This window comes from Vreelandella nanhaiensis, assembly GCF_003990185.1.
Taxonomy (GTDB): domain Bacteria; phylum Pseudomonadota; class Gammaproteobacteria; order Pseudomonadales; family Halomonadaceae; genus Vreelandella; species Vreelandella nanhaiensis.
This window is the reverse complement of the sequence record NZ_RZHF01000025.1, coordinates 108063-131596: the sequence shown is the minus strand read 5'-3', so window position 1 is coordinate 131596 and position 23534 is coordinate 108063. Positions and strand designations below refer to the sequence as shown.

20 protein-coding genes are annotated in these 23534 nt (G+C 54.5%); 10 read left to right on the top strand and 10 right to left on the bottom strand.

Annotation, left to right across the window (positions count from 1 at the left end; all coding sequences use genetic code 11):
* Positions 1-126 precede the first annotated feature (126 nt).
* Together ELY38_RS15885 and fdhF are read right to left on the bottom strand one after the other, a co-directional pair.
* Positions 127-657: a helical membrane plugin domain-containing protein gene (locus ELY38_RS15885; RefSeq protein ID WP_127063199.1), complete on the bottom strand. Its 531-nt coding sequence runs from the start codon at positions 655-657 to the stop codon at positions 127-129.
* On the bottom strand, positions 657-3623 hold the full coding sequence (gene fdhF / locus ELY38_RS15880) for a formate dehydrogenase subunit alpha (protein WP_127063198.1): 2967 nt from the start codon (positions 3621-3623) through the stop codon (positions 657-659). Before fdhF ends, ELY38_RS15885 begins: the two co-directional genes overlap by 1 nt.
* Positions 3624-3861: 238 nt before the next feature.
* On the opposite strand from fdhF, the gene ELY38_RS15875 reads away from it, so the two are divergent.
* On the top strand, positions 3862-4530 hold the full coding sequence (locus ELY38_RS15875; RefSeq protein ID WP_422822344.1) for an SDR family oxidoreductase: 669 nt from the start codon (positions 3862-3864) through the stop codon (positions 4528-4530).
* A 54-nt stretch (positions 4531-4584) separates the two neighbouring features.
* On the opposite strand, the gene phnE is transcribed toward ELY38_RS15875, so the two are convergent.
* The 3 genes from phnE to phnD all read right to left on the bottom strand — a co-directional run bounded on the left by phnE (position 4585) and on the right by phnD (position 7189).
* Positions 4585-5388, bottom strand: coding sequence for a phosphonate ABC transporter, permease protein PhnE (gene phnE, locus ELY38_RS15870; RefSeq protein ID WP_127063196.1), 804 nt, complete (start codon positions 5386-5388; stop codon positions 4585-4587).
* 16 nt (positions 5389-5404) lie between these two features.
* Positions 5405-6208 carry a phosphonate ABC transporter ATP-binding protein gene (gene phnC, locus ELY38_RS15865; RefSeq protein WP_127063195.1) on the bottom strand — a complete coding sequence of 268 codons (804 nt, stop codon included), beginning with the start codon at positions 6206-6208 and terminating at the stop codon, positions 5405-5407.
* Between the two features lie 99 nt (positions 6209-6307).
* Entirely contained in the window at positions 6308-7189 is an 882-nt protein-coding gene (gene phnD, locus ELY38_RS15860; protein ID WP_127063194.1) for a phosphate/phosphite/phosphonate ABC transporter substrate-binding protein, read from the bottom strand.
* A gap of 246 nt (positions 7190-7435) precedes the next feature.
* Here phnD and ELY38_RS15855 point away from each other — a divergent pair, with 246 nt between their 5' ends.
* A complete protein-coding gene (locus ELY38_RS15855) occupies positions 7436-9076 on the top strand; it encodes a bifunctional metallophosphatase/5'-nucleotidase (RefSeq protein WP_246009167.1) in 1641 nt (546 codons plus the stop codon).
* Between the two features lie 310 nt (positions 9077-9386).
* The gene (locus tag ELY38_RS15850; protein ID WP_127063193.1) at positions 9387-9836 is read left to right on the top strand and encodes a DUF305 domain-containing protein; all 450 of its coding nucleotides are present in this window, start codon (positions 9387-9389) and stop codon (positions 9834-9836) included.
* 41 nt (positions 9837-9877) lie between these two features.
* Here the strand turns inward: ELY38_RS15850 and ELY38_RS15845 are convergent, their stop codons facing one another.
* The 4 genes from ELY38_RS15845 to ugpB all read right to left on the bottom strand — a co-directional run bounded on the left by ELY38_RS15845 (position 9878) and on the right by ugpB (position 14212).
* A complete protein-coding gene (locus tag ELY38_RS15845) occupies positions 9878-10936 on the bottom strand; it encodes a sn-glycerol-3-phosphate import ATP-binding protein UgpC (RefSeq protein ID WP_127063192.1) in 1059 nt (352 codons plus the stop codon).
* A gap of 1 nt (position 10937) precedes the next feature.
* Entirely contained in the window at positions 10938-11786 is an 849-nt protein-coding gene (ugpE, locus tag ELY38_RS15840) for a sn-glycerol-3-phosphate ABC transporter permease UgpE (RefSeq protein WP_127063191.1), read from the bottom strand.
* A gap of 50 nt (positions 11787-11836) precedes the next feature.
* Complete coding sequence (gene ugpA, locus ELY38_RS15835; RefSeq protein WP_127063190.1) at positions 11837-12721, bottom strand: sn-glycerol-3-phosphate ABC transporter permease UgpA; 885 nt, start codon at positions 12719-12721, stop codon at positions 11837-11839.
* A 162-nt stretch (positions 12722-12883) separates the two neighbouring features.
* A complete protein-coding gene (ugpB, locus tag ELY38_RS15830) occupies positions 12884-14212 on the bottom strand; it encodes a sn-glycerol-3-phosphate ABC transporter substrate-binding protein UgpB (protein WP_127063189.1) in 1329 nt (442 codons plus the stop codon).
* 199 nt (positions 14213-14411) lie between these two features.
* Between ugpB and argE the strand changes: the two genes are divergently transcribed.
* Positions 14412-15584, top strand: coding sequence for an acetylornithine deacetylase (gene argE, locus ELY38_RS15825; RefSeq protein WP_127063188.1), 1173 nt, complete (start codon positions 14412-14414; stop codon positions 15582-15584).
* Between the two features lie 91 nt (positions 15585-15675).
* Here the strand turns inward: argE and ELY38_RS15820 are convergent, their stop codons facing one another.
* On the bottom strand, positions 15676-15987 hold the full coding sequence (locus ELY38_RS15820; protein WP_127063187.1) for a hypothetical protein: 312 nt from the start codon (positions 15985-15987) through the stop codon (positions 15676-15678).
* A gap of 290 nt (positions 15988-16277) precedes the next feature.
* On the opposite strand from ELY38_RS15820, the gene ELY38_RS15815 reads away from it, so the two are divergent.
* The 6 genes from ELY38_RS15815 (at position 16278) to ELY38_RS15790 (ending at position 23526) form a co-directional block, all read left to right on the top strand.
* Positions 16278-16649: a YchJ family protein gene (locus tag ELY38_RS15815; protein ID WP_422822343.1), complete on the top strand. Its 372-nt coding sequence runs from the start codon at positions 16278-16280 to the stop codon at positions 16647-16649.
* Between the two features lie 105 nt (positions 16650-16754).
* On the top strand, positions 16755-17672 hold the full coding sequence (locus tag ELY38_RS15810) for a tripartite tricarboxylate transporter substrate binding protein (RefSeq protein ID WP_246009166.1): 918 nt from the start codon (positions 16755-16757) through the stop codon (positions 17670-17672).
* A gap of 48 nt (positions 17673-17720) precedes the next feature.
* Entirely contained in the window at positions 17721-21698 is a 3978-nt protein-coding gene (locus ELY38_RS19460; protein WP_246009165.1) for a bifunctional diguanylate cyclase/phosphodiesterase, read from the top strand.
* Positions 21699-21707: 9 nt separating this feature from the next.
* A complete protein-coding gene (locus tag ELY38_RS15800; RefSeq protein WP_127063184.1) occupies positions 21708-21989 on the top strand; it encodes a GIY-YIG nuclease family protein in 282 nt (93 codons plus the stop codon).
* A gap of 70 nt (positions 21990-22059) precedes the next feature.
* Complete coding sequence (locus ELY38_RS15795; protein WP_127063183.1) at positions 22060-23100, top strand: histone deacetylase family protein; 1041 nt, start codon at positions 22060-22062, stop codon at positions 23098-23100.
* A 60-nt stretch (positions 23101-23160) separates the two neighbouring features.
* Positions 23161-23526, top strand: a complete 366-nt coding sequence (locus ELY38_RS15790; RefSeq protein ID WP_127063182.1) for a hypothetical protein — start codon at positions 23161-23163, stop codon at positions 23524-23526.
* Positions 23527-23534: the final 8 nt, after the last annotated feature.

Here is a 23534-nt window from a genome sequence, read left to right as displayed (position 1 = left end):
AGGTGTCGTTAATCTAACGTTTTAGATTGCATGCGCCTGTAAGCCTAGAAACTCAGCGGGGTATGTCAAAACATGAGCCTTGCCTTGGTAATATGTGTACTGAGGCGCTGATTTGATTCACCATTCTCACGGGCCTTCGGTAGGTTTGCCGGTGAAATCCGTCACCGGCTTGTCTACAGGCCTGTCGAGCCGCTCGGAGAAAGCGCGCAGACCCGCCAGAACCGGTTGGATGGCATACCACAGCTCGTCGTCATGGAGCAGACGATAAATGCCGGTGATGCCGGGGGCGCTGTCCTTCTCTTGATATTTCCCTTTGCTCCTACTCTTATAGGAATGGCCCTCCGCTTCGTCATGGCGGTGGTTGCCGACCTGTTCAATTCCTTCTTTGAGTGCAAACATCACTTGATAAAAACGTTCCGGCGGCAGCGTCGAGAGTGTCATGGCGATCACTGAAAGGTTCTGGATGGCATTAAGCGTGCCTGGTTTATTTAATCCCCCAACAAGAATACGCAATAGCTCATGATTGGAAGCCACCACATCGTTGGCAAATCGAAGCACGCCGTGTTCATGGAGCGTTTGCACAAGCCTATCGAGCTCTTCTTGAGCATCCGGACCGATTTTGGGCGGCGTCACGTCGTGGGCAATTCGTTCGGCCATTACATTTTCCTCGGATTGGTTTGCTGGGCAGGCGGCAACGTATAATCCTCGTTGGCCCACTTCACCTCGACGGCGACGCCTGCATTGGGCGTGCGTTTTCCAAAACGGTAGTTGGTGCTGGGAAGCGGCGGCTCGGTGCGTTTATCCAGTACCTCAAGCTTAACGGCCGTTTCCTTGTAGGCAGGCGTATGAACAACCGGGTCGGTGTGTTCACCGGTTAACCCATTAACTCCAGGCTTGCCAAAGTGAATCGGCAGGTAGAGCGTCTTACCAGCGACGCGGTCGGTAACCAAGGCTGGGAATTCATGGCTATCCCGGCGCGAGGTGATGCGCACCCAGGTGCCGTCTTGAATGTTGCGCTCGGCCGCGAGCTCCGGACTTACTTCTACAAAACTGCCGGGTACCTGGTCCCAGATGCCCTGAGACCGCCCAGTTTGGTTGGAGCCTTGAAAGTGCTCCAGCAAACGGCCGTTATCCAACATGAAATCGTATTCATCATCAGCGGCTTCAGCAGGCTCTTGCCACTCAAGAACAAACAAATTGGCCTTGCCATCTTCGGTGGGGAACCCATCGGTATACAGCAGTGGCGTGTCGGTACCGTCTTCGGCAACCGGCCAGAGCAGCGACTTCCAACCTTCCAGGCGCTCATAGCTGACTCCGGCGAACAGTGGTGATATAGCCGCACACTCTGCCATGATCTCGGAGGGGTGGGTGTAACCCCAGTCGTGGCCCATACGCGCGGCAAGATCCGTCAGAATACGCCAGTCGGGGCGGCTGTCGCCTAACGGTTCCAGCACCTGGTAAAAGCGCTGGATACGCCGCTCGGTATTCACAAACGTGCCCTCTTTCTCGACGCTGGGACAGGCGGGGAGCACCACATCGGCAAACTCAGCGGTACGGCTCAAGAAGAGATCCTGTACTACCATAAAGTCGAGGCTTTCAAATGCGGAATGGACGTTATGGGTGTTGGCATCAGAAAAAGCTGTCTCTTCGCCGATGATGTACATAGCTTTGAGTTCGTCTTCAGACGCTGCCTGGACCATCAGAAAGTTGCCCCAGCCCTCATTTAAGGAAAGTTGGCTTGGATCAACACCCCAACCTTTGGCCCAGCGCCTGCGGGCGTCTTCGTCGGTGACCTTTTCATAGCCTGGGTACATGTTGCGTAAGCAGCCAAAGTCGCTAGCACCCTGCACGTTATTGTGGCCTCGCATGGGGTAGCCGCCGGTACCCGGTTTGCCGTAGTTGCCCGTCACCAACAGCAGATTGGAGAGCGCGGTGCTGGTATCCGAGCCGTGGCTGTGCTGAGTAATCCCCATGGCCCATAACAGGCACACACTTTTTGCCCTGCCGATTAACTCGGCGGCCTCAACCAGCTGCTGCTTGGGAATGCCGGTTTTCTGTTCGGCAAAATCAAGGGTAAACGGGGCCAGTGATTCACGGTATTCATCGACGTTATTGACCCAGCGCTCGAGGAATTCATAGTCGGCCAAGTCGTTATCGAACATATAGCGCGATAGGGCCGAGGCCCAAATTAAATCGGTGCTGGCATTAGGGCGTAGAAAGATGTTCGCGCGCTCAGCCATTTCATGCTTGCGGGGGTCGAACACTACCAGCTTTTGGCCGTGCAGCTTCTGTGATGACTTGATACGTGAGGCAATTACCGGATGGTTTTCGGCGGTATTGCTGCCTACCAGTACCACCACTTCAGCTTGTTCTATATCCTTAATAGTACCGGCATCGCCACCATAACCCACCGTGCGGAAAAGCCCTTTGGTCGCCGGGTTTTGACAATAACGGGATGAGTTATCCACGCTATTGGTGCCAATAATCAGCCGGGCAATCTTTTGCGTCAGGTAAGCCTCTTCGTTACTGGCTTTACTGGAACCAATAAAGCCAATGCTCTGTGGGCCGTGGGTATCGCGTACATCCATCAATCGGCGGGCCACTAAGTCCAGCGCTTCATCCCAACTAGCTTCACGGAATCGGCCATTTTCCCGAATCAGCGGTGTCGTGAGGCGTTTTTTGCTGTTAACGAAATCCCAAGCAAATTTGCCCTTGATGCAGGTGGAAATGCCGTTAGCGGGGGCTTCTGGCGTAGGTTGAACCTTGAGGATTTTGCGATCCTGGGTCCACATCTCAAACGAGCAACCCACCCCGCAGTAGGTGCATACCGTTTTAGTACGCTTAATACCCGGTTGGCGCCAAGCGGCATCCAGCTCAGAAATGCCGGTGATGGGTTTGGCGCTGGTGGTGTTTTCGATCTCTTTGACCACTTCGATCATGGGGCGTTTAAGCGACCAGGGCAGAGCGGTCAGAGGGCCTGTCTGGCCGTACATGCTGTTTTCCTGCAGCGCATTGCACGGACAAACCGTGACACAGTGGCCACAGTGAACGCAGCTTGAGTCGTTGATCTCTTTGCCGCCATCCCACAGTACGCGCGGATTTTCACTGGCGTAATCAATGCTTAACGTCTCGTTGACCTCGACGTTCTGGCACGCTTCCACGCACTGACCGCACAGAATGCACTGGTCCGGGTCATAGGTATAAAACGGGCTGGAGGTATCTTTGGGGTGAGGCTTGGGCTGGAATTCATAACGCTGAATGGGGATATCCATCTCTACCAGCGTGTTATGCACACGGCAATCGCCGTTGTTATTCTCGCAAACAGTGCAATAAAGCTCGTGCTTGGCGAGCAACCTGTCCATGCCTTCATGGCGAGCCGCCGTAGCCTGGGTGCTACGGCTAGAAATATTAAGGCCTTCTTCGGTACGCAGCGTACAGCCACGTTTCATTTCGCCGTTAACCTCGACCCAGCAGGTATCGCACGTTTCAATAGCGCCTAGAGAAGGGTGGTAGCAGACGCTAGGTAAAGAAATGCCATGGCTTTCCAGAAAATCAATCAACGGCTCATCGGCGTTACCGGTTAATTCTTTATCATCAAATTTAATTGTGCACGGTCGGTTCATACGGGTACTCCTCCATGGGCCCCTTGTTTTTCCTGTCGCAGGCTCCTCTTTGCGGGTTTTAACGCCTTGCTTCAAAGGTAGTTAAGCGACTTAAGCTTGTAAAAGCTTAAGTCTGGGTTTTAAACCTAAGTTAAGTGCGGGTTTTGCGTTTCTCTTTTAAAGCCAGCACGCTACGTTTATAGCCAGTATGGCTTTATCTACCCCCATATCGCTTGGAGAAGACAACGTGGAAAAGACAGTGAAACAACAAACCGTACTTATTACCGGCGCCAACCGAGGAGTCGGATTAGCACTGGCGGCACACTATAGAGATGAAGATTGGCAGGTAATTGGCGTTTGCCGCCAATCATCAGAAGAGCTTAAGCGGGTGGCTGACCGTGTTATTGAAGGTATCGATGTGACCAAGCCCGAGGATGTTGAGCGTTTGGTACAAGCGCTTGATAGTCAAAAACTGGATTTATTAATCAATAACGCGGGTCTCTTGCGCGATGAATCGTTAGGTCATCTTGATTTCGACAGCATTCGTGAACAAATGGAAATCAATGCCTATGCACCTTTGCGGGTTTGTGAGGCACTGCTGCCGTTGATGCAGGACGGCAGCAAGATTGCCAACATCACCAGTCGCATGGGGTCGATTGCCGATAACGACTCCGGCGGCCGCTATGGCTATCGTGCATCCAAGGCGGCGTTGAACGCTTTTGGGAAATCCCTGGCAATGGATCTTAAACCACGAGGTATTGCCGTGGCGCAAATACACCCAGGCTATGTAAAAACACGCATGGTTAATTTTGGCGGGATGATCAGCCCTCAGGAAGCCGCCACGGGCATTGCTGCATGTATCAAAACGCTGACGCAGGAAAATAGCGGCGGCTTTTGGCATAGCAATGGGGAATCGTTGCCGTGGTAGCGTCGTGTAAAGCCTTCTTCTATAAAACGGCGAGGGCAGTGCATGCCCTGCCAATTAAATAACACGCTTGCGAATTTGCGATGACAGCTGCTCAAAACCGATCACGACCACCAGGATGAGCAAAATAATAGTCAATGCGCGGTCAAAATTGAAAAGCCGCATGGCGGCGGCCAGCTCAACACCGATACCGCCAGCCCCGACCAGGCCTAAAGTAACTGCTGAGCGCAGGGCCTTTTCGACGCTATACAAGCTGGTAGCCGTCATGGAGGCTAATGTTTCAGGCAGGATCGCCCCGCCGATTACCGAAAGCTTGCCCGCGCCGGTGGCGCTGAGCGCTTCAGAAGGGCCGGGATGGACTTCTTCGATACGTTCCGAGAAAAAGCGCGCTGCAAAACCAATGGTATCCATGATGATCGCCAGCACGCCAGCCATTGGGCCCAAGCCAACGGCAACCACGAAAATAAGTGCCCAGATCAAATCCGGAATGGTGCGCATGGTAGACACTATAAATCGCGTTATGGTGCGAACCCAAGGTGTGGGTGCGGTATTGCGTGCTGCCAGTAAGGCAAACGGCAGGCTAAGTATTATCCCAATGGTCACGCCCACAATGGCAATGTTCAGTGTCTCGAACATAGACCATGCCAATACATCCAGATTGCTGAGATCTGGAGGAAAGGCGCGACCCAAAAAATGTCCCAGATTAACGATTCCGCGCAGCAAGCGTTCAAGCGTGACATTGGTTGCCATAGCGCCTTGAATAAACAGGGCTAAAAAAACCAAAACAATAGCGCAGGTAAATAGTGAGGGTCGTCTAAATCGGGGCGGTAATGCCGTCTCAAGGGGGTGATTGGTAGACATGGGCTGCTCTCGGCGGCTAGTGGGTGGCGGGCGTTAAACGGGGAGTAGTGGACAGCGGTGGTTGATCGACGCGGGTCTCGCCTTGATACAGGTGCTGCATATCGTCCATGGCGACCTGTTGACGTGGCACGTCCAGGACAATTCTTCCCGCTTTCATCCCCACAATGCGGTCACCATACTGCTGGGCGAGTTCAAGCTGATGCAAAGTGCAGAGCACCGTCATGCCTCGCTCCGTTACGACATCCAGCAATAAGTCCATGATTTCACGGCCGGCTTTAGGATCAAGGCTGGCAACAGGCTCATCTGCAATAATAATTTCGGCATCCTGCATAAGCGTTCTGGCGATAGCCACGCGCTGCTGCTGGCCTCCCGAAAGTGCCCGACAGTCAGCCTGTGCTTTATGCGCCAACCCTACTCGCTCAAGCGCCGCCATGGCCCGCTCACGCAGCTCATTGCTGGCGAAACAGGAAAGACTGGTAAGAAGCCCTAAGCGCTGCTGACCGAGTGCACCATATAAAACGTTTTGGAAAACGCTCACGTTTTGCACCAGATTGAACTGCTGGAACACAACACCTATTTTCTGGCGCAGCCTGCGCAGTTTGGCTGGCGATAAGCGCGTTAGCGGTTCGCCAAGGATGTGGATAGAGCCTTGATCATGAGGTGCCAAGCCGTTGAGACAGCGCATTAATGTCGATTTACCGCATCCATTGGCGCCCAACAAAATAACGCATTCGCCTTGGGTAACACTGAGATTTAAGCCGCGCAGTACATGAAGCGTTGCGTAGTATTTATGCAATTCAGTAATCGTTATCGCATTCATACAAAAACCTCCTGTATTGCGGCCAGGAGGAGGGTGTCATAGACCATCATGTCGAAACCTTTAAACGGCACGTCCCTGTGCGTATTGGGTAACTACTTGTTAAAGAGGAATGCCTGCGGCTTCGTACGCTTGACGCACTACGTCGTAATCTTCATTGGTGCGGTCAAAGCCCAGTGATGAATCTCGGTTTAAGAATTTTCCTTCGTTACGTTCCGTGGCTATCAGTGCACTCCACAGCGTATCGGCATTGTCACTTAGCGTGTCACGCAGTGCTGTTTTACAAGCTTCATCCAAAGAGCCCCGCATGATTACCGGGTCGCCAGGCAGTACGTCGCTGGTGGCGATAACACGGTATTCGCCGCCAGGATCCATTGCCTGAATCTCATCAATGTCACGGTTGCCGCCGCCCATGGCGTCGACATCGCCATTAACCAGGGCGGCAATACGTGCATCGCCCGCCATGATAATTTCTAGGTCCCGGTTAATATCCAATCCGGCATCCACCAGCATCTGGCTTGGGAAAATATGCCCGCTGGTAGAGCCAACATCTTTTAGTGCTACGCGGTGACCTGCTAAATCTTCAAGAGATTCGATATCACTTTCTGCGGGCACGTAAAAGCTGCTTCCATAGTGCGGGCGCTCGATGGCAAACAGAATTTCAATATCGCTTTCGCGGTCGAACAGCACGAACTCGGAAGGTCCGGCAAATACCAGATCCACATCGTCATACTGAAGTGCCGTACCCGCCGCTGTACGGTTGCTTAGGCTAAACATCTTAAGTTCAAGACCGGTCGTTTCCTCGAATGCATCAGCGAAGGGGCCAAACGCTTCTGCCAGCGGTCCCATGCCTTCAATACCCGTGTCGGCCATGCGCAGCGGGCTAGGACAGATGCCGCTTAAATCGTCATTGGCGTAGGCAGTCGTGGTGGTAGCTAGCGTTGCGGCAGTGGTGAGTGCAAGCGCGAGGAGTGAGTTGTGCATATGAGCTTCCCTAGAGAGGAGATGCCAGAGGCAACACAGCAGTAGCTTGTCTGGCATGGAATGATCGCCCCATAGAGTGGCAGCCCTTGATGACACTTAGGTGTAGTGCAGATGGCGGTCTTATCTCGATCTCATGACACGACTGCTTGAGCATTTAGCGCTATCCAGTCTGCTTACTGCCGTCACCAATTTGTCAGGCTTTTAGGGCACGCTATTGTTTTGTTATAACACTGTATAAAAGGAACCATGCTGATGCGTTTTATTCCTCACGGTATTGCGCTAGGGATAGCGACGGGGCTGCTCACCACATCGGCATATGCCGCGCCCTATACGCTGACCATTTTCCATACCAATGATCTACATGGACGTACCGACCACTATCCCCAGCTCATCACCACTTTGGCCGAGGCGCGCGAGCGATTCGGTGACGGCCTGCTGTTGGATGCCGGAGATATCTTCTCGGGTACGCTCTATTTCACCGAATACCAGGGGCAGGACGCCATCAAATTCATGAACCTGATGGGGTACGACGCTTTCGTGCCCGGCAATCATGAGTTTGATCTGGGCAATCCGGAAAAGGGTCATCAAGCCCTTGCCGCTTTTTTTGCCGCGGCTGATTTTCCTATCCTCGGCGCCAATCTGGACTTTTCCACGCCACCTGAGTTTGCCGATCAGCTGGGCGAATCGATCAGCGCCGAACCCCAGCCCGGCCACCTCTACGACGGTATCGTCGTCGAACATGAAGGGCAGCGAATCGGCATCTTCGGCTTGAGCACGCCAAGCAGTGACACCATCTCCAGCCCCGGCAACGTTATGATTGGCGATTACCGGGAAGCGGCCGAGGCGATGGTGGCTGAATTTGAAGCGCAGGGTATCGACAAGATCGTGGCCCTTACTCATCTGGGCTACGACAGCGACCCGAGTATGGGCAACGACTTGCTACTCGCCCAGCACGTGGAAGGGGTGGACGTGATCATCGGCGGGCACAGCCATACTCGCTTGCAAACACCTGTAATGCTGACCGAAAACGACCGGGGCGAGCCGATAGCGCCCACCGTGATCGGTCAGGCAGGCGAGTACGGGCAGTACCTGGGCGTCATGCAGGTAACGTTCGATGATAACAGCAATGTGCTGGAAGCCAACGGTGAACTGCTCGCCACCGAGGAGCGCGAGCCGGACGCCGACGCTGCCGCCCTGTTGGCGCCGTTTACGGCGAAAATCGAGGAGGTGCGCGATACGCTAATAGGTGCTCGGGTAGTTTCAACCCTGCCCAATCCACGCCATGGCAACGGTGATGAGCAAAGCGTGCGCGCTGATGAAACGGCACTGGGTAACCTGATTGCCGACGGGCAGCTCAACGCTGCCCGCCGAGTCGACCCTCAAACTGTGCTGGCATTGCAAAATGGTGGCGGCATTCGTGGGCCTATCCCGGTAGGCGATGTCACCGTGGGCGAGTTGATCGCGGTGCAACCCTTTGGCAATCGCCTCACGCTGATGGAAGTAACGGGCGCCGAGCTTCTGGAAACCTTTGAGATCGCGCTGGCAAATGTGCCGATTGAAAGCGGCGCCTTTTTGCAGGTATCGCGCGGCACTGAAGTGGTCTATGACAGCCGTCAGCCTGCCGGCGAGCGGGTGGTGAGCCTTAAAGTGATAGAAGACGGCACGCTTCAAGACATCGCGCTTGAACGCACCTACACCATCGCCACCAATAACTTCACTGCCGCTGGCGGCGATAGTCATTCAGCGCTGGAAGCCGCCTATAACGATGGGCGCAGTACCATTGTCGGCAATACCGATTGGGAGATGCTGCGCGACTATATGGTGTCGCTGGGCGAGGTGACCTACCCGGTTGAAGGGCGGATTGTCGATCAGGCTCGCCGCGATTAAGTGTTAACGTCAGTGAAAAGGGGCCACCAACCGTCAGGAATTGGCGGCCCTTTTAATTGTGCGCAAACCTCCAGAAAGAGCAAAGCAGCCTGCTGGCATATGCTGAGGTCGCAATCACATCAGTGTAGCGAAAATAACGGTTTGACCACGGAGCGTTAGATAGCAACACCAGTGCGCTACCTTTACTGCCAGGGTGCCAGAGCACGAATATGACGCTAGCATAAAAAGCGTTTCCAGCGTTGCCATCCGGCAGGATAACGGATCAGTATCTACACTCGTAACTTCGTTGGTTGATTCAAGGAGGAATACGATGAAAATGTATATACGCTTTGGCGCGATGATTGTGACGGCCACTGTGATAATGCTGGTATTGATGTACCTGAACACTTACCAGCTAGACCATGTTACTTTTAGTGAAACCCGTACCTACATGGCAATCGTCATGGGTGCCACAATGACAGTTGTCATGCTGGGTTTCATGCTTGATATGTACTCTAAAAAAGGCGTGAATATAGCCATTTTTGTGGGCAGCATCTCAATATTTGCCGGAGCGCTGTGGCTGGTGCGCAGCCAGCAGACGGTAGATGACGTCTCCTACATGAAGGCGATGATTCCGCACCACTCCATCGCCATTCTGACCAGTGAACGCGCCCAGATTTCAGACCCCCGCGTACGCGAACTCGCCGATACGATTATCGAGACTCAGCGCGAAGAGATCGCAGAAATGAAGGCACTAATAGCGGACCTTGAGGGTGAGTAATAGCGTTTATTACACCACCCTGTTGAGCAAGTTCGGCTTAGTTAGGGAGCGTTAGTTCGTTGTCCCGTAGTGCTGTTAAAGGGGTGGAGCGCTTCGCGGGTGACAAAAAAGCGCAGTGTTTCTCCCTCCTTGACCGGCGGTTGGCCGCTTACCCGAATCACGGTGGGTTGGTCGCTGTCGGCGAGTCGCACGTAAAGATGGCTCTCGGCGCCGGCGGCTTCAAAAAGCTCAAGCGTCGATTCGACCACCAGGTGTGGAGTATTTGGCGGTGCCAGACGCATATCGTCTGGGCGAATGCCTACCGTATCGGTGTTGGGAGGAAGGTCGCTTAGCAGGTCATGGGTACCACGCGTTTGCAGGTATTCAAGCGGCACCATGTTCATGGCGGGCGAGCCAATAAAGCCCGCCACAAACATTGATGCGGGGCGGGAGTAGATCTCCATGGGCGTGCCCACCTGCTCGATTTTTCCGGCGCTAAGCACCACCAAGCGGTCGCCTAGGGTCATCGCCTCTAACTGGTCGTGGGTTACATAGAGGCTGGTGGTCTTCAAGCGGCGCTGAAGCTGCTTGATCTCCACGCGCATCTGCACGCGTAGCTTGGCATCCAGATTAGAGAGCGGCTCGTCGAACAAGAAGGCCGCGGGTTCGCGTACCAATGCCCGGCCCATAGCCACCCGCTGGCGCTGACCGCCGGAGAGCTTGCGCGGCTTACGCTCTAAATACTCCTCAATTTCGAGCATCTTCGCCGCTTTGCGCACACGCTCTTCGATCTCGGGTTTTTTAAAGCCGCGGTTTTTGAGCCCGTAAGCGAGGTTGTTGTACACCGTCATATGCGGGTAGAGCGCATAGTTCTGGAACACCATAGCGATATCGCGCTCGGCAGGTTCGAGCTTATTGACCACCCGATCGCCAATCTTGAGCGTACCGTCGGTAATCGTTTCAAGCCCGGCCACCATGCGTAACAGTGTGGATTTACCGCAGCCCGAAGGGCCCACCAGCACCACAAACTCACCGTCTTCAATCGCAAGGTCGATGCCTTTAACCGCCTGCACGTTGCCTGCGTAGGTTTTTCTAAGCCCTTCCAAGGTAATACTGGCCATCTTATTTCTCCGTCTCGGTCAGGCCCTTCACAAACAGTCGCTGCATAAACAGCACTACCAACACCGGGGGCAGCATGGCAAGCGTGACGGTTGCCATGATGAGGTTCCAGGCAGGCACCCGGTCGGACGAGGCCATCAGGCGCTTGATACCCAACACGATGGTGTAGAAGTCTTCCTCTGTGGTGACCAGAAGCGGCCATAGGTACTGCACCCAGCCGTAAATGAACATGATCACGAAAAGTGCGGCGATATTGGTGATCGAGATGGGCAGCAAAATATCGCGGAAAAATTTCATGGGGCCGGCACCATCGACCCGGCTTGCTTCCATTAACTCTTCCGGTACGGTCATAAAAAACTGGCGGAACAAAAAGGTCGCAGTCGCTGAGGCAATCAGCGGAAGGGTTAGCCCCGCATAGGAGTTGAGCATGCCCAGGTTTGCCACGACGGCGTAGGTGGGGATGATGCGAACTTCGACCGGGAGCATCAGGGTGATGAAAATGACCCAGAACGCCAGCATGCGAAACGGGAAGCGGAAATAGACAATCGCAAAAGCGGAGAGAATCGAAATGGCGATCTTACCGACGGCAATTGTCAGCGCCATGATCAGTGAGTTACCCAGCATCAGCCAGACCGGCGGCGTGCCGCCCACTTGCCAACCGGAACTGAGCATCTGCCCGTAGGATTCAAGCATGTTGTCGCCAGGGAGCAACGGCAGCACCCCACGCACGAAGGCGCTGGGTTCGTGGGTGGAAGCGATAAATGCCACGTACACCGGGAACGCCACCACTAGCACGCCTGCGATCAGCACCAGGTGGGTCAGAATATTTAAAAAAGGTCTGTTTTCAACCATGTTTATATCCAGCCATGTTCATACTCAACCAAGTGAATAGCTTTCAAGTGCTAGTAGTTGACCCGGCGTTCCACGTATCGGAACTGGATAAAGGTCAAAATAATCACGATGCCCATCAACATGACCGATTGGGCGGATGAGGAGCCAATGTTCAGCCCCGCCACACCGTCGGTGTAAACCTTGTACACCAGAGTCATGGTGGCTTGCCCAGGCCCGCCGCCGGTGGTGGCATCGATCACTCCGAAGGTGTCGAACATCACGTAGTTAATGTTGATGATCAGCAGGAAGAAGGTGGTGGGCGATAAAAGAGGAAGCACGATGGTCCAGAAGCGCTTGAAGGGGCCCGCACCATCTATGGCCGCCGCCTCCATCAATGACTGCGGCACCGATTGAAGCCCGGCGAGGAAAAACAGAAAGTTGTAGGAGATCTGTTTCCAGGCAGCGGCAATGGTGATCAGAATCATCGCCTGGGTACCCGAGACGCGGTGGTTCCAGTTGATGCCGAACCAGTCGAGTAGATGCGGCAGAAGGCCAATGGTCGGGTTGAACAGAAACCACCACAGCACCCCCGCAACGACCGGGGCGACGGCGTAGGGCCATACCAAGAGCGTGGTGTAGAACTTGGCGCTGCGCAGTACGCGGTTAACGCAAATGGCCAGTAAAAGTGCTAGACCCATGGATAGCGCGGTGACCGAGACGGCGAAAATCGCGGTACGCCCCAGTGCATTCAGATAGCTGGGGTCCGCCAGAATGCGCGCGTAGTTATCGAGGCCGACAAACGTCGTCTTGAAACCGAATGCATCGGTACGCTCGAAGCTTGATTTGACCGCCTGACTCGCCGGCCAGATAAAAAATACCAGCGTAATCGCCAACTGCGGCGCTAATAGCAAAAAGGGGAGCCACCGGTTTTGATAGGTAGAACGTTTAGTCTGCATGGTACTTCCTGTCTTACAGGCGCTTGGTGCGGCTGGACTGCCGCGGTTAGCTGCCGGAAGTAAGCCATCCCATAGGCCCAGATAACCTGGGCGTATGGGATGGCTCCTATAACAAGCCCCGGCTATAAAAGCCGGGGCTCCTTTACAAGTAGCGAGAGGGGCTTAGTTATTGGCCGATTCAAAGTCGCGCAGGATCTGATTGCCGCGGCGTGCCGCATCATCCAGCGCTTGTTGACCGCTCTTGGTGCCTGCCAGTACGGCCTGGAACTCTTCATCCAGAACCATGCGCACCTGGGGGTAGTTGCCAAAGCGCAGGCCTTTGGAGTTCTCCGTCGGCTCGTTTAAGTTGATCTGTTCGATGGCAATATCCGCACCCGGGTTCTCGTCGTAGTAACCCTGCTCCTGGCTCAGCTCGTAAGCGGCGGTGGTAATCGGCAGGTAGCCGGTGCCCTGGTGCCACTCGGCTTGAACTTCTGGCAAGGAGAGATATTCGAGGAATTCGGCAACGCCGGTGTACTCGTCTTCATCGTGACCGGCGAGCACCCAAAGCGTTGCGCCACCGATAATCGAGTTTTGCGGCGCACCGTCCACGTCGTCATAGTAGGGCAGCATGCCAAAGCCTACTTCGAAGTCAGAGTTGGCCAATACATCGGCCCGCGACGCTGACGAGTTCATGTACATCGCGCAGTCACCGGAGTAGAACGAGGGCGCCGCATCGGGGCCGTTCGCCGGGCCTGCGTAGCTGTAGACGCCGCTGTCGCTCCATTCTTTCAGCTGATCCCAGAAGCGCGCCTGCACATCGCCGTTAAAGGCGAATTCGGTCTCAAGCCCGCCGAAGCCGTTTTCCATAGTGCCGACCGGCTGGTTGTGCAGTGCCGAGAAGTTTTCCAGGCCGATCCAGTTGGCCGCATAGGCCATGGTGAAGCCGCAAGACGCCGCGCCCTCATCGACAATTTGCTGACCCATCTCGCCCATTTCCTCCCAAGTGGTAGGCGGCGTTTCCGGGTCGAGGCCAGCGGCTTCGAAGACGTCCTTGTTGTAGTAAAGAATCGGCGTTGACGAGTTGAACGGCATGGAGAGCATATTGCCATTGGTGTCGGTGTAGTAGCCGGTCACCACGGGCAGATAATCGGCCGGGTCAAAACTGTTGCCATGCTCTTCCATCAGCTCATAAACCGGGTAGATGGCGCCTTGGGCGGCCATCATGGTGCCGGTACCCACTTCGTAAATCTGTACAATGTGGGGCTGCTCGCCTGCGCGGAAGGCGGCAATAGTGTTGACCATGGTCTGTTCGTATTCGCCCCGATAGGAGGGCGTGACACGATATTCATCTTGAGAGGCGTTAAAGTCTTCGGCAAGGGCGCTTAAGCGCTCGCCAAGTTCGCCACCCATGGAGTGCCACCAGGTGATCTCGGTGGCAGCGTGGGCGGACATGCTCAGAGTAGCCGCCGCGATACCGGCAGATAACGCGCGTAACGTAAAACGAGACATAAAGGCTCCTTATCGCCTGGCATCGCCAGGTGGCACAGTGCGTTTGTTAAGGTTCTTGGGTGCACTGAACACTAGTTAGTGTAGATGACATTTTGATGACCGCTAAGTGAACTGGGTATGACCACGTTCAACTTTGGCAGTAGGCGTACGGGAAAGCCGGTGATAGGGTTAGACGAAGTGCATAACCAACGAGACGCGTATGACGGACGCAATAGCGCTATTAACTAAACTGGTCTCTTTCGATACTACTTCCCGAGGCTCCAATCTGGCGCTGATCGAGTTTGTCGAAAGCTATCTCGATGATTACGGTGTCGCCTCGGAGCGGGTCATGAGCCCGTGCGGAACCAAGGCGAACCTAATTGCACGTATCGGCCCCGACGCGCCGGGTGGAGTAATGCTTTCAGGCCATACCGATGTGGTGCCAGTGGAAGGCCAGCCTTGGTCGACCGACCCTTTCACCCTTTTTGATAATGGAGATGGCAAGCTTTACGGTCGTGGCACCTGTGATATGAAAGGCTTTATCGCCTGTGCGCTTGCCATGGTGCCCGACTGGGTCAAGGCACCGCTGCAACAGCCTATCTACTTCGGCTTTTCGTATGATGAAGAGATTGGCTGTGTCGGTGCGCCTGCGCTGATCCAGCGTTTCTATGAGCACTACTCGACCACCGCTCACGTCATTGTCGGCGAGCCGACCAGCATGCAGCCCGTCGTGGCCCAGAAAGGCGCAACCAACCTGCGCACCACGGTGACCGGACGCGAGGCGCACAGCAGTCAGGTCAATCAGGGCACCTCTGCGATCCATGTGGCGGCCCGTCTGGTGACCTTTATCGAAGATACCATGGTGGCGCTAGTGGAAGAGGGGAAAGTGGATGAGGCATTCAACGTACCCCACACCAGTCTGCACGTGGGCAAGATCAAGGGCGGTACGGCCATCAATATCATGGCACGCGAGTGCCAGTTCGAATGGGAGATCCGCCATCTGCCCACCGAGACGTTCGAAGGGGTATTCGCCCGTTTTGAAACGTATGCCAAAACATTAAGTGCCGAACTAAAGGCTCGTGGCAAGGAAGTGGATATTGTGACCGAGCCGCTGAATGTGACGGTGCCGGGCTTGGCCGACCGAGATAACCACGCCGTGCTGCGCTTGGCCAAAGATCACCTGCCCGGTGCCTGCTGCAACCACGCAGTGGCCTACGCCACTGAGGCGGGGCAATTTCAAGGCCAGGGGTTACAAACGATTATTCTGGGGCCGGGCAGCATCGCCCAGGCGCATCAACCGGATGAATATATCGAAAAAAGCGAGCTTGAGGCGTGTTTAGCCTTTTTGAACCGGATGGGGGAGGCGCTGGAACAACCTTTTCAGGGCGCTTAAAGTAGAATTTCGTTTGAAGCGAACCGTTGCCCCACCCGCTTAACGGGTGGGAACCTCCTTCACAGTGAATGTTAGGGTTTAGTGCGGATAACTAGTGCTGGTGGTTCTCTTCAAAAAGATCGGCCTTGGCATTGCGCATTACATCTTCACAAGCCTGCTGATGCGCCAGCTGGGTCAATAGCTGTTGGGTAACTTCAAACCCTTTGCCCAGGCAGGTATCCACTTCCTCTTGGCTTACCTGGGGGGTCACGTTGCAATGAACCTTGAGCGTTCGACCGACACCGTCTAAACGGTCAGCCAATGCGCGAAGCCGCCAGGCCACTCGCTCTTTCCAGTTAGCTGATTCTTCCGCGCCTTCGTTTACGCTAAACGTGCACTGCCATTCCGGTTTGTAGACCTTCATGAGAACCTCCGCTGCTTTTGGAAAGAATATTGCGTCGTGTTTCGTACTCCGTTTGTCAAAATCTTACTCAGCCACTATACGCTTAACATCGGGCCAATATCGAACTAAAACCTAGTCCATATATAGGATAGTCTTTAGGGTTATCGGTTAAGCCAAAGTAAACGTGATATATGAGCCCCCCTATGATGTCTCTAATGGAAAAAAGTTGCCCCTGCGGTACTGGTTTACCGACTGAATTATGCTGTGGACGTTACCACCATGGCGAACCAGCCCCTACGCCTGAGGCGTTGATGCGCTCTCGCTATAGCGCCTTTGTACTTGGGTTGACCGACTACCTGCTGGCTACTTGGCATATCAGCACACGCCCTGTCGAGCTACTGCCTGACCCGCATACACAGTGGAAAGGTTTATCAATTATTAAAGAAGCGCCTGATTTACAAAAGACTCCTTCCCAAGCCGATATTGGCTATATTCACTTTCGTGCTTATTTCAAAGAGCGTGCCCGCTGGCATAGGCTTGAAGAGAATTCGCGTTTTGTGTTTGAACAGCGCCGCTGGTGGTACATAGACGGTACTCCAGAAGTGATGCGTCTCAAGCCACGCCGCAATGATCCCTGCTTTTGTGGTAGCAGCCGAAAATTAAAGCTATGTTGCAAAGAGTAGCTATGCGTTAACAAATAAAAATGAGGGGATGGGAGCATGGCGTATAGTTGCAGGGAAAGAGCGCGTTATTGTTTTAAAATAGGCGTCCTAAGCAGTTTTCTACTGATGATGGCTTTGGCCGTTGCCGACGACCACTATCCGCAACGCGAAATCACGCTAGTGATTCCGTTTGGAGAGGGGGGGGCGACCGATGTATTGATTCGGGATATCTTTGAAACGGCGCAAACCTATCTAGGCCAGTCTGTTCACGTGGTTAATATGCCTGGCCGTGGTGCTATACGTGGCTCGCAGTATGTCAGAAATGCCGCGCCCGATGGTTATACGCTGCTTGGCAGTCATCAAACGATTGACCTTTCTTACCTGGCGGGGTTAGCTTCGTTTTCCCATGCCGATTTTGCGCCCGTGTCGCTGCTGGCTCGCACGGTTAACATTCCTGCCACGTATGCAGGGCATGTGGTCCAACAAGCAAGCGATATTGAAGCGTTAATCCATACCTCCTCAAAACCTCCCATGTTCGGCGTCATTGCCAACTCCACTGATCACCTGTTCTGGCTACAGTTTTTTGAAAAAACAGGTATCTCGCTTTCGGATGTGCAGCTGGTTCGCTTTCCTGATACCGCCTCTCAGGTGGAAGCCTTATTGGCTCAGGAAATTGATTTTGCCATGCTCAACCTGCCCTCTGCGGGTTCTTTGTTTGCCTCGGATGCCTTAGTTCCTTTAGCAGTGGCGGGTAGTGAGCGACTGCCTGGGTTACCTGACGTCTTAACGCTTCGTGAACAGGGGATCGATCTTGTTCATACCACCGACCGAGGCATTTTTGCGCCAGCGGGCACACCGCCACAAACGCTTGCCATTTTGGCCGATGCGCTAGCGTATGCACTCGCCAGCCCGCCCGTACGATACCGAATAATACATGAGTATGGCTCATTAATTGATTACCGAATGCTTAGTGATTATGGCAGCTATTTGGATGAGCAATTTCATGAGCTGGTACCGCTTACAGAGCGGGTACACTTCAAATAGATAGTAAGCGTTGGTTGTAAATACTAATACCTGAAGAGTCGCAGAGACATGCCGATTAATACGCGCCATTTAGCGCTGGAAACCCTATTGCTGATGATATCGGCGACCCTGGTTTGCATGGGAACGGTAGGGGTCGTGGTGGGCATCAGCATACCTACGCAGCCTTTTTTTGCCACGTTGGTACCCGATGGGGCGTTGATTACGCTATTGGTAGGCGTTGGCCTGCTTGCATCACTGCAAGGCTGGGTTAAAGCCCGGCTGCTTTGCGCTGTTACGTTGCTACTCATCATCATTTACACCGTGGTACACAATAGCCTGGAAGAAAGTGGAGGCGGCTCATGGCTAAGCAGTGGACCACGTATTACCAGCTTGTCAGCGGGCTTTCTTGTGCTGGCTGGGGTGTGCTTTTGGGTAGGACTTTCCACCTCATGGCGGCGCAGGTTATGGGTGATCGGTGGGCTTAGCCTACTGGGGCTTGCTCTGTTTGTGGTTGGAAAACTATGGTTTGGACTGAGCGGTGCTTCCCGGCTGTTTTCATCCTCGCCCATGACCGCATTGGTATTTATGTCCTTATTGGGCACCGCCATGCTGGCAGCAGGTTTGCGTGGCAAAGCTCAGCGTTTAAACCCGGGGCGAGTGACTGTCGCCGCCTCGCTTTGGGGCGTTACTATAAGCTGTTTTATCTGGCTGTTGGTAAATAGCCACCAACAAGCCGCACTGCGACAGCAAGCCGTCTATTTATTAGATAACGTTCAGTTAAATATTGAGCAGGCAACACAAGATCGGCTGCGGCTAATGCAGCGTATGGCTGAACGCTTAAGTGCCATGGGGCCTCGCTGGGATTTGGATCTGCTGGAAAATGACGCGCAGAACTATCTGCGTGATACGCCGAGCATGAGCGCCATTGCGCTGGTTGATCAGGAGCAGCTGACTTGGAGCTGGGGAGTAGGCCGAACCGTTGAAACGGAGCGATGGTTACGCCAGCAACTGAGAGAAGAATATACGCGTGCCTGGATGCAAATTCCTCTGGAACGCCCACGACTTTTGATGGCAGATACCAGCCGGCCCCATGAGGCAATGTTTGTTATTCCCATTCCCGTCAATGGTCATTACCTGTTCGCCAGTTTTGACTTGGCCACCATGTTAGAAAATGAGCTGCGCTTGGAAGTGGGTCCTTTCCAGGTCAGGGTGAACCGTGATGACACATCACTTGTAAAACTGCACCCCGTAGGCTTCTCAGTTGATCGTATGGAAACGCCCGAGCTTGCGCTGGCATCACGCTATATCGGATTGCCTGGTGGCATTAACATGGAGCTTTATGCCTATCCGGGGAGCCAGTACAACTGGTATCAGTTGAATCTGCTGCCGTTTGCGGTTGCACTAGGGACCTTGCTGCTTAGTGGTCTGTTGGCGTTTAGCCTTGGCGTGGTAAGCGTGAGTATTGCCCGTGCCCGGGAACTGGCCCAGACGCGTCGGATGCTGGAAGACCAGCAGGCAATTCAGCGCATGATTGCCCAAGAGCAGCCACTACCGGAAATCCTAGAAAGCCTCTGCCGTATGCTGGAGCGCGAGCTACCTCAGGCAACCTGCTCGGTCATGCTGGTTAATGATGCGGGTACCCACCTGGAGTTTGCAGCAGGTAACCGGCTGCCCGCTGCGTACCGTAACGCAGTACAGCGCATTTTAATAAGTGCAAATAATGGCGCGTGTGGTAGCGCGGCCTACCAAGGGTCTACTGTGATATGTACCAATATCGCAGAAGACGAGCGCTGGCACGGCTATCATGGCGTTGCCAAAGAAGCAGGGCTGGCTTCCTGCTGGTCGAGTCCTGTTTACGGGGGGGAGGGGCAGCTGGTCGGCACGATTGCGGTTTATTATCCGCGCCCCAGCACGCCAAGTGGTGCCGATACCGCGCCAATTGAAAAAGCCGCTGGGTTACTGGCTTTAGCCATTGAGCGCTTTCAGGTGCGGCGCTCGCTGGAAGAGAGCGAACAGCGCTACCGTTCACTGTTTACGCATCATCCTGATGCAGTTTTTACGCTGGATGATCAAGGCTGCTTTGTTACTGCTAACGCCACCTGTGCGGCCCTAACCGGCTATTCGGTTGAAGAGATACTCGGTAAGCCGTTCACCTTCTTTATTACCGAGCAGGATACGACCCGCGTGCAGGCGTATATCGAAACGGCCATGCGGGGAGGAATTGACCGCTACGAGCTAACGCTTAAGGATCGCGCGGGCCATCTGCACGTACTGGAAATTATTCATTTACCCATGATGGTGAACGATACCATCAAGGGTGTGCATGCCCTTGCCCAGGAAGTTACCGCCGCGCGAGAGCAGGAGTCTCGCCTGCGCACTCTGGAGCGTAGCGTGGAAGCCAGCTTCAACGGCATCCTGATCGCCGATGCCGAACAGCCTGATTTACCTATTATTTATGCCAATAAAGCGTGTACCGCCGTGACTGGCTACAGCCAGGAAGAAATCCTTGGCAAGAACTGCCGCTTCCTCCAAGGGCCTGAGAGCGACCCGGCCGTGGTGCAACTGATTCGTAGCAGTATCGAGGCGAAGCGTGAAGTCAATGTGACCATCTGCAACTATCGCAAGGATGGCACGCCTTTCTGGAACGATCTGTATATTGCGCCGGTACGCGACCACGATGGGCGGGTTACTCATTTTGTCGGCGTCCAGCACGATATTTCCAAGCATAAGGCCTACGAAGCGCAGCTGGCCTATCACGCTTCCCATGACGACCTTACCCGTTTACCTAACCGTACGCTTTTTGAAGAGGCACTACTCAAGCAATTTGCAACGCTTCGTCAGTGTAAAAAGCGCTTGGCCGTGCTGTTCGTGGATCTAGATGACTTCAAGCCCATCAACGATAACCTGGGGCATGCGGTGGGCGATCAGGTACTGATTGAAGTGGCCCGACGGCTAAACAATGCGGTAGGTCCTGAGGATACCGTTGCCCGTATGGGCGGTGATGAGTTCGTTATTATGCAAACAGGTATTGACTACGAGTCAGAGGTTATCGATCTGGTGGAGCGACTACTGCCCATGTTGGCCCGCCCTTATCGAATTGAGTCTCAGGAGCTTTATTTAACCGCGAGTGTCGGTATCGCCATCAGCCAAGAGGATACCCTTCAGCCGCAAACGTTGATTCAGCAGGCTGACATGGCCATGTACAAGGCCAAGCAGCAGGGGCGTAACGCCTATGAATGGTTTACCCGTGCGTTTACCGATACGGTTAGCGAGCGCATGGTATTGCGTAATGATTTACAGGAAGCCATTGAACGCGAAGAGTTTGCGCTGCACTATCAGCCGTTAATTGACCGGGAGGGCAATCTTGACGGGGTGGAGGCGCTGCTGCGCTGGGAACACCCTGAGAAAGGTTTTATTTCACCGGCACGCTTTATTCCGCTTGCGGAAACGACGGGCCAGATTATCCCGATCAGCGAGTGGGTGCTTAAACGCGCCTGCCTGGATATGCAGCTGCTGAATCAACAAGGGCTGGGTGAAATACGCGTGGCGGTGAATCTATCGCCACTGCAGTTTCAGCGCTCCAGCTTTCTTGCCAATCTGCGCCAAACGCTGCTCATGACCGGCTTGCCTGCCGAGCAACTGAGCCTGGAACTGACGGAAGGCATTTTGATGGACAACACCGAAGGCGCGATTGATACGCTTCACGCGCTGCGCAGTATGCATGTTGGTGTATCTATTGATGACTTCGGGACGGGTTATTCAAGTCTTAGCTACCTCAAGCATCTGCCTATCAGTACGGTGAAAATAGACCGTAGCTTTATTAATGAGCTTAACAACAGTGAAGACGATGCCGCGATTGTGCAGGGAATTATCTCCATGGCGCATCACCTGGGGCTTAAGGTGGTGGCCGAAGGCGTGGAAACCGAAGAGCAGTACCAGCGCCTGATGTCCTATCAGTGCGATATCTTCCAAGGCTATGGCTTGGCCAAGCCGATGCCGCTTGAGGCGCTGGAGACGTTTGTCATGGGCTTGTCCCGCAAGGAATAAGGAATAGGGATGGCGTTATCTCCCTCGAACTGCTGGTATGTCTATTTACTGGAGTGCCAACGCGGGACCTATGTAGGCATCACCAATAACATCGCCAGACGCTACCGCGCCCACTGTACGGGCAAGGGGGCACGCTATACACGGGCTAACCCGCCGGTGGCTCTGCTGGGGGCTCAGCCGTTTGCCGATAGGGCATCGGCAAGCCGGGCGGAGTATCAGTTGAAGCAGCAAACCCCCAGCCAAAAACGCCGCTGGGCGATGGGTTGGCCCTACTCACTGGAAGTGGACTAACATACCCACACTACTGTCTTGGCGGCTGAGCAGGCCCTAGGCCTTACTGCCCCCATATGAAGGAGCCTGCATGCTTACGTTTTTTTCCGAGGACAGTCGCCTGCGTCAAGCGCGTACGGAGCTTCATGACGGAGCACTTGTCAGTCCCTTCGAGTGTCCTGAACGCATCGATCTGATACTCAAGCATATCCAGCAAGCCGGGTTTGAAGTGCGTGCCCCACACGCCTATGGCCTGGAGCCGGTGCGCGCCGTTCACGATGCGGGCTACGTAAGCTTTCTGGAAACTTGCTGGCAGGCATGGCAAGCGGCGGGCCATCAGGGCGAAGCAATACCCAATATCTGGCCTGCCCGCTCCATGCGCGGCGACCACATCCCTCGCTCGATTAGTGGTCAGCTTGGCTACTACGCCCTGGCGGCAGAAACCTCCATTTCCGAAGGGACGTTCAGCGCTGCCATGGGCAGCAAGGATGCCGCTCTTGGGGCCGTGTTGCATACCCTGGAAACCAGTGAGCCAAGCTTTGCCCTATGTCGGCCGCCGGGTCATCACGCCGCTTTTGATCAGTTCGGCGGCTACTGCTTTTTCAATAATGCAGCGGTGGCCGCGCAACAGGCGCTTGATGCCGGTAAGCGGCGCGTGGCGGTGCTGGACGTGGATTTCCACCACGGCAATGGCACCCAGCAGATTTTCTACGCCCGCAGCGACGTGCTGTTTGCATCCCTGCACGGCGACCCGGATGTGACTTTTCCCTACTATCTGGGGTACGCCGATGAAACAGGCGAGGGAGAGGGCGAAGGATTTACTCTCAATTATCCCATGGCGCTGGGTACCAGCGTTGCCAGCTGGATCCGGGCGTTGGAGCAGGCGCTAGCGGCCATCAAAACACACAGGTGTGAGCTTTTGATCGTGTCACTCGGCGTGGATATTTTTGAAGGGGACCCAATCAGCGCCTTCACCTTTAAAAGTGATGATTTCACCGCGCTGGGCAAGCGTTTGGCACAAGCGGGCCTGCCCACCACCTTTTTAATGGAAGGAGGCTATGCTGTGAATGAAATAGGTATCAACGTTGTCAATGGGTTACAAGGGTTTGAACAGGAAAGCTCGCAAGAGTGATGACAGCCGCCCGTTATTCGGGCAGGCTAATGCCCCACTCAACGGGCAGGGAGCGCAGGCGTGGCAGTTTACGGCGGTATTCAGGCACATGAATTGGAGCGTTGGCTTAATGCATTAACCAACGCAGCCTACGACCGGCGCTGCCCGCTTTCCAAGGTGCACGGCGGCAATGCCCGTGCGCGCACCGCCCGGCAGGACCTGCTCTATCTGGCCCATGGCTTTCGTGGTGGTGAACGTAGCCGTGAAGCGGTAGCCGATGCCTTGGGTGGCTGGTGCCAACGTTATCTCACCGAGGCCGAGTGGTACGTGCTGGTCGGTGGGGGGCATAAATCTGGCGCCAGAAGTTACACTGCCACGTCGGTGGATACCGCTCAAAAAGAGCCGGATCAAGCACTTGAGATATTAATGCAGCACCGCGTGGGCTAGGCCCTGCC

Bases quoted from the DNA above. Each gene is read 5' to 3' on its own strand.
- ELY38_RS15885 (WP_127063199.1), bottom strand. From the start codon at position 657: ATGGCCGAACGAATTGCCCACGACGTGACGCCGCCCAAAATCGGTCCG.
- fdhF (WP_127063198.1), bottom strand. From the start codon at position 3,623: ATGAACCGACCGTGCACAATTAAATTTGATGATAAAGAATTAACCGGT.
- phnE (WP_127063196.1), bottom strand. From the start codon at position 5,388: ATGTCTACCAATCACCCCCTTGAGACGGCATTACCGCCCCGATTTAGA.
- phnC (WP_127063195.1), bottom strand. From the start codon at position 6,208: ATGAATGCGATAACGATTACTGAATTGCATAAATACTACGCAACGCTT.
- phnD (WP_127063194.1), bottom strand. From the start codon at position 7,189: ATGCACAACTCACTCCTCGCGCTTGCACTCACCACTGCCGCAACGCTA.
- ELY38_RS15855 (WP_246009167.1), top strand. From the start codon at position 7,436: ATGCTGATGCGTTTTATTCCTCACGGTATTGCGCTAGGGATAGCGACG.
- ELY38_RS15850 (WP_127063193.1), top strand. From the start codon at position 9,387: ATGAAAATGTATATACGCTTTGGCGCGATGATTGTGACGGCCACTGTG.
- ELY38_RS15845 (WP_127063192.1), bottom strand. From the start codon at position 10,936: ATGGCCAGTATTACCTTGGAAGGGCTTAGAAAAACCTACGCAGGCAAC.
- ugpE (WP_127063191.1), bottom strand. From the start codon at position 11,786: ATGGTTGAAAACAGACCTTTTTTAAATATTCTGACCCACCTGGTGCTG.
- ugpA (WP_127063190.1), bottom strand. From the start codon at position 12,721: ATGCAGACTAAACGTTCTACCTATCAAAACCGGTGGCTCCCCTTTTTG.
- ugpB (WP_127063189.1), bottom strand. From the start codon at position 14,212: ATGTCTCGTTTTACGTTACGCGCGTTATCTGCCGGTATCGCGGCGGCT.
- argE (WP_127063188.1), top strand. From the start codon at position 14,412: ATGACGGACGCAATAGCGCTATTAACTAAACTGGTCTCTTTCGATACT.
- ELY38_RS15820 (WP_127063187.1), bottom strand. From the start codon at position 15,987: ATGAAGGTCTACAAACCGGAATGGCAGTGCACGTTTAGCGTAAACGAA.
- ELY38_RS15815 (WP_422822343.1), top strand. From the start codon at position 16,278: ATGCGCTCTCGCTATAGCGCCTTTGTACTTGGGTTGACCGACTACCTG.
- ELY38_RS15810 (WP_246009166.1), top strand. From the start codon at position 16,755: ATGATGGCTTTGGCCGTTGCCGACGACCACTATCCGCAACGCGAAATC.
- ELY38_RS19460 (WP_246009165.1), top strand. From the start codon at position 17,721: ATGCCGATTAATACGCGCCATTTAGCGCTGGAAACCCTATTGCTGATG.
- ELY38_RS15800 (WP_127063184.1), top strand. From the start codon at position 21,708: ATGGCGTTATCTCCCTCGAACTGCTGGTATGTCTATTTACTGGAGTGC.
- ELY38_RS15795 (WP_127063183.1), top strand. From the start codon at position 22,060: ATGCTTACGTTTTTTTCCGAGGACAGTCGCCTGCGTCAAGCGCGTACG.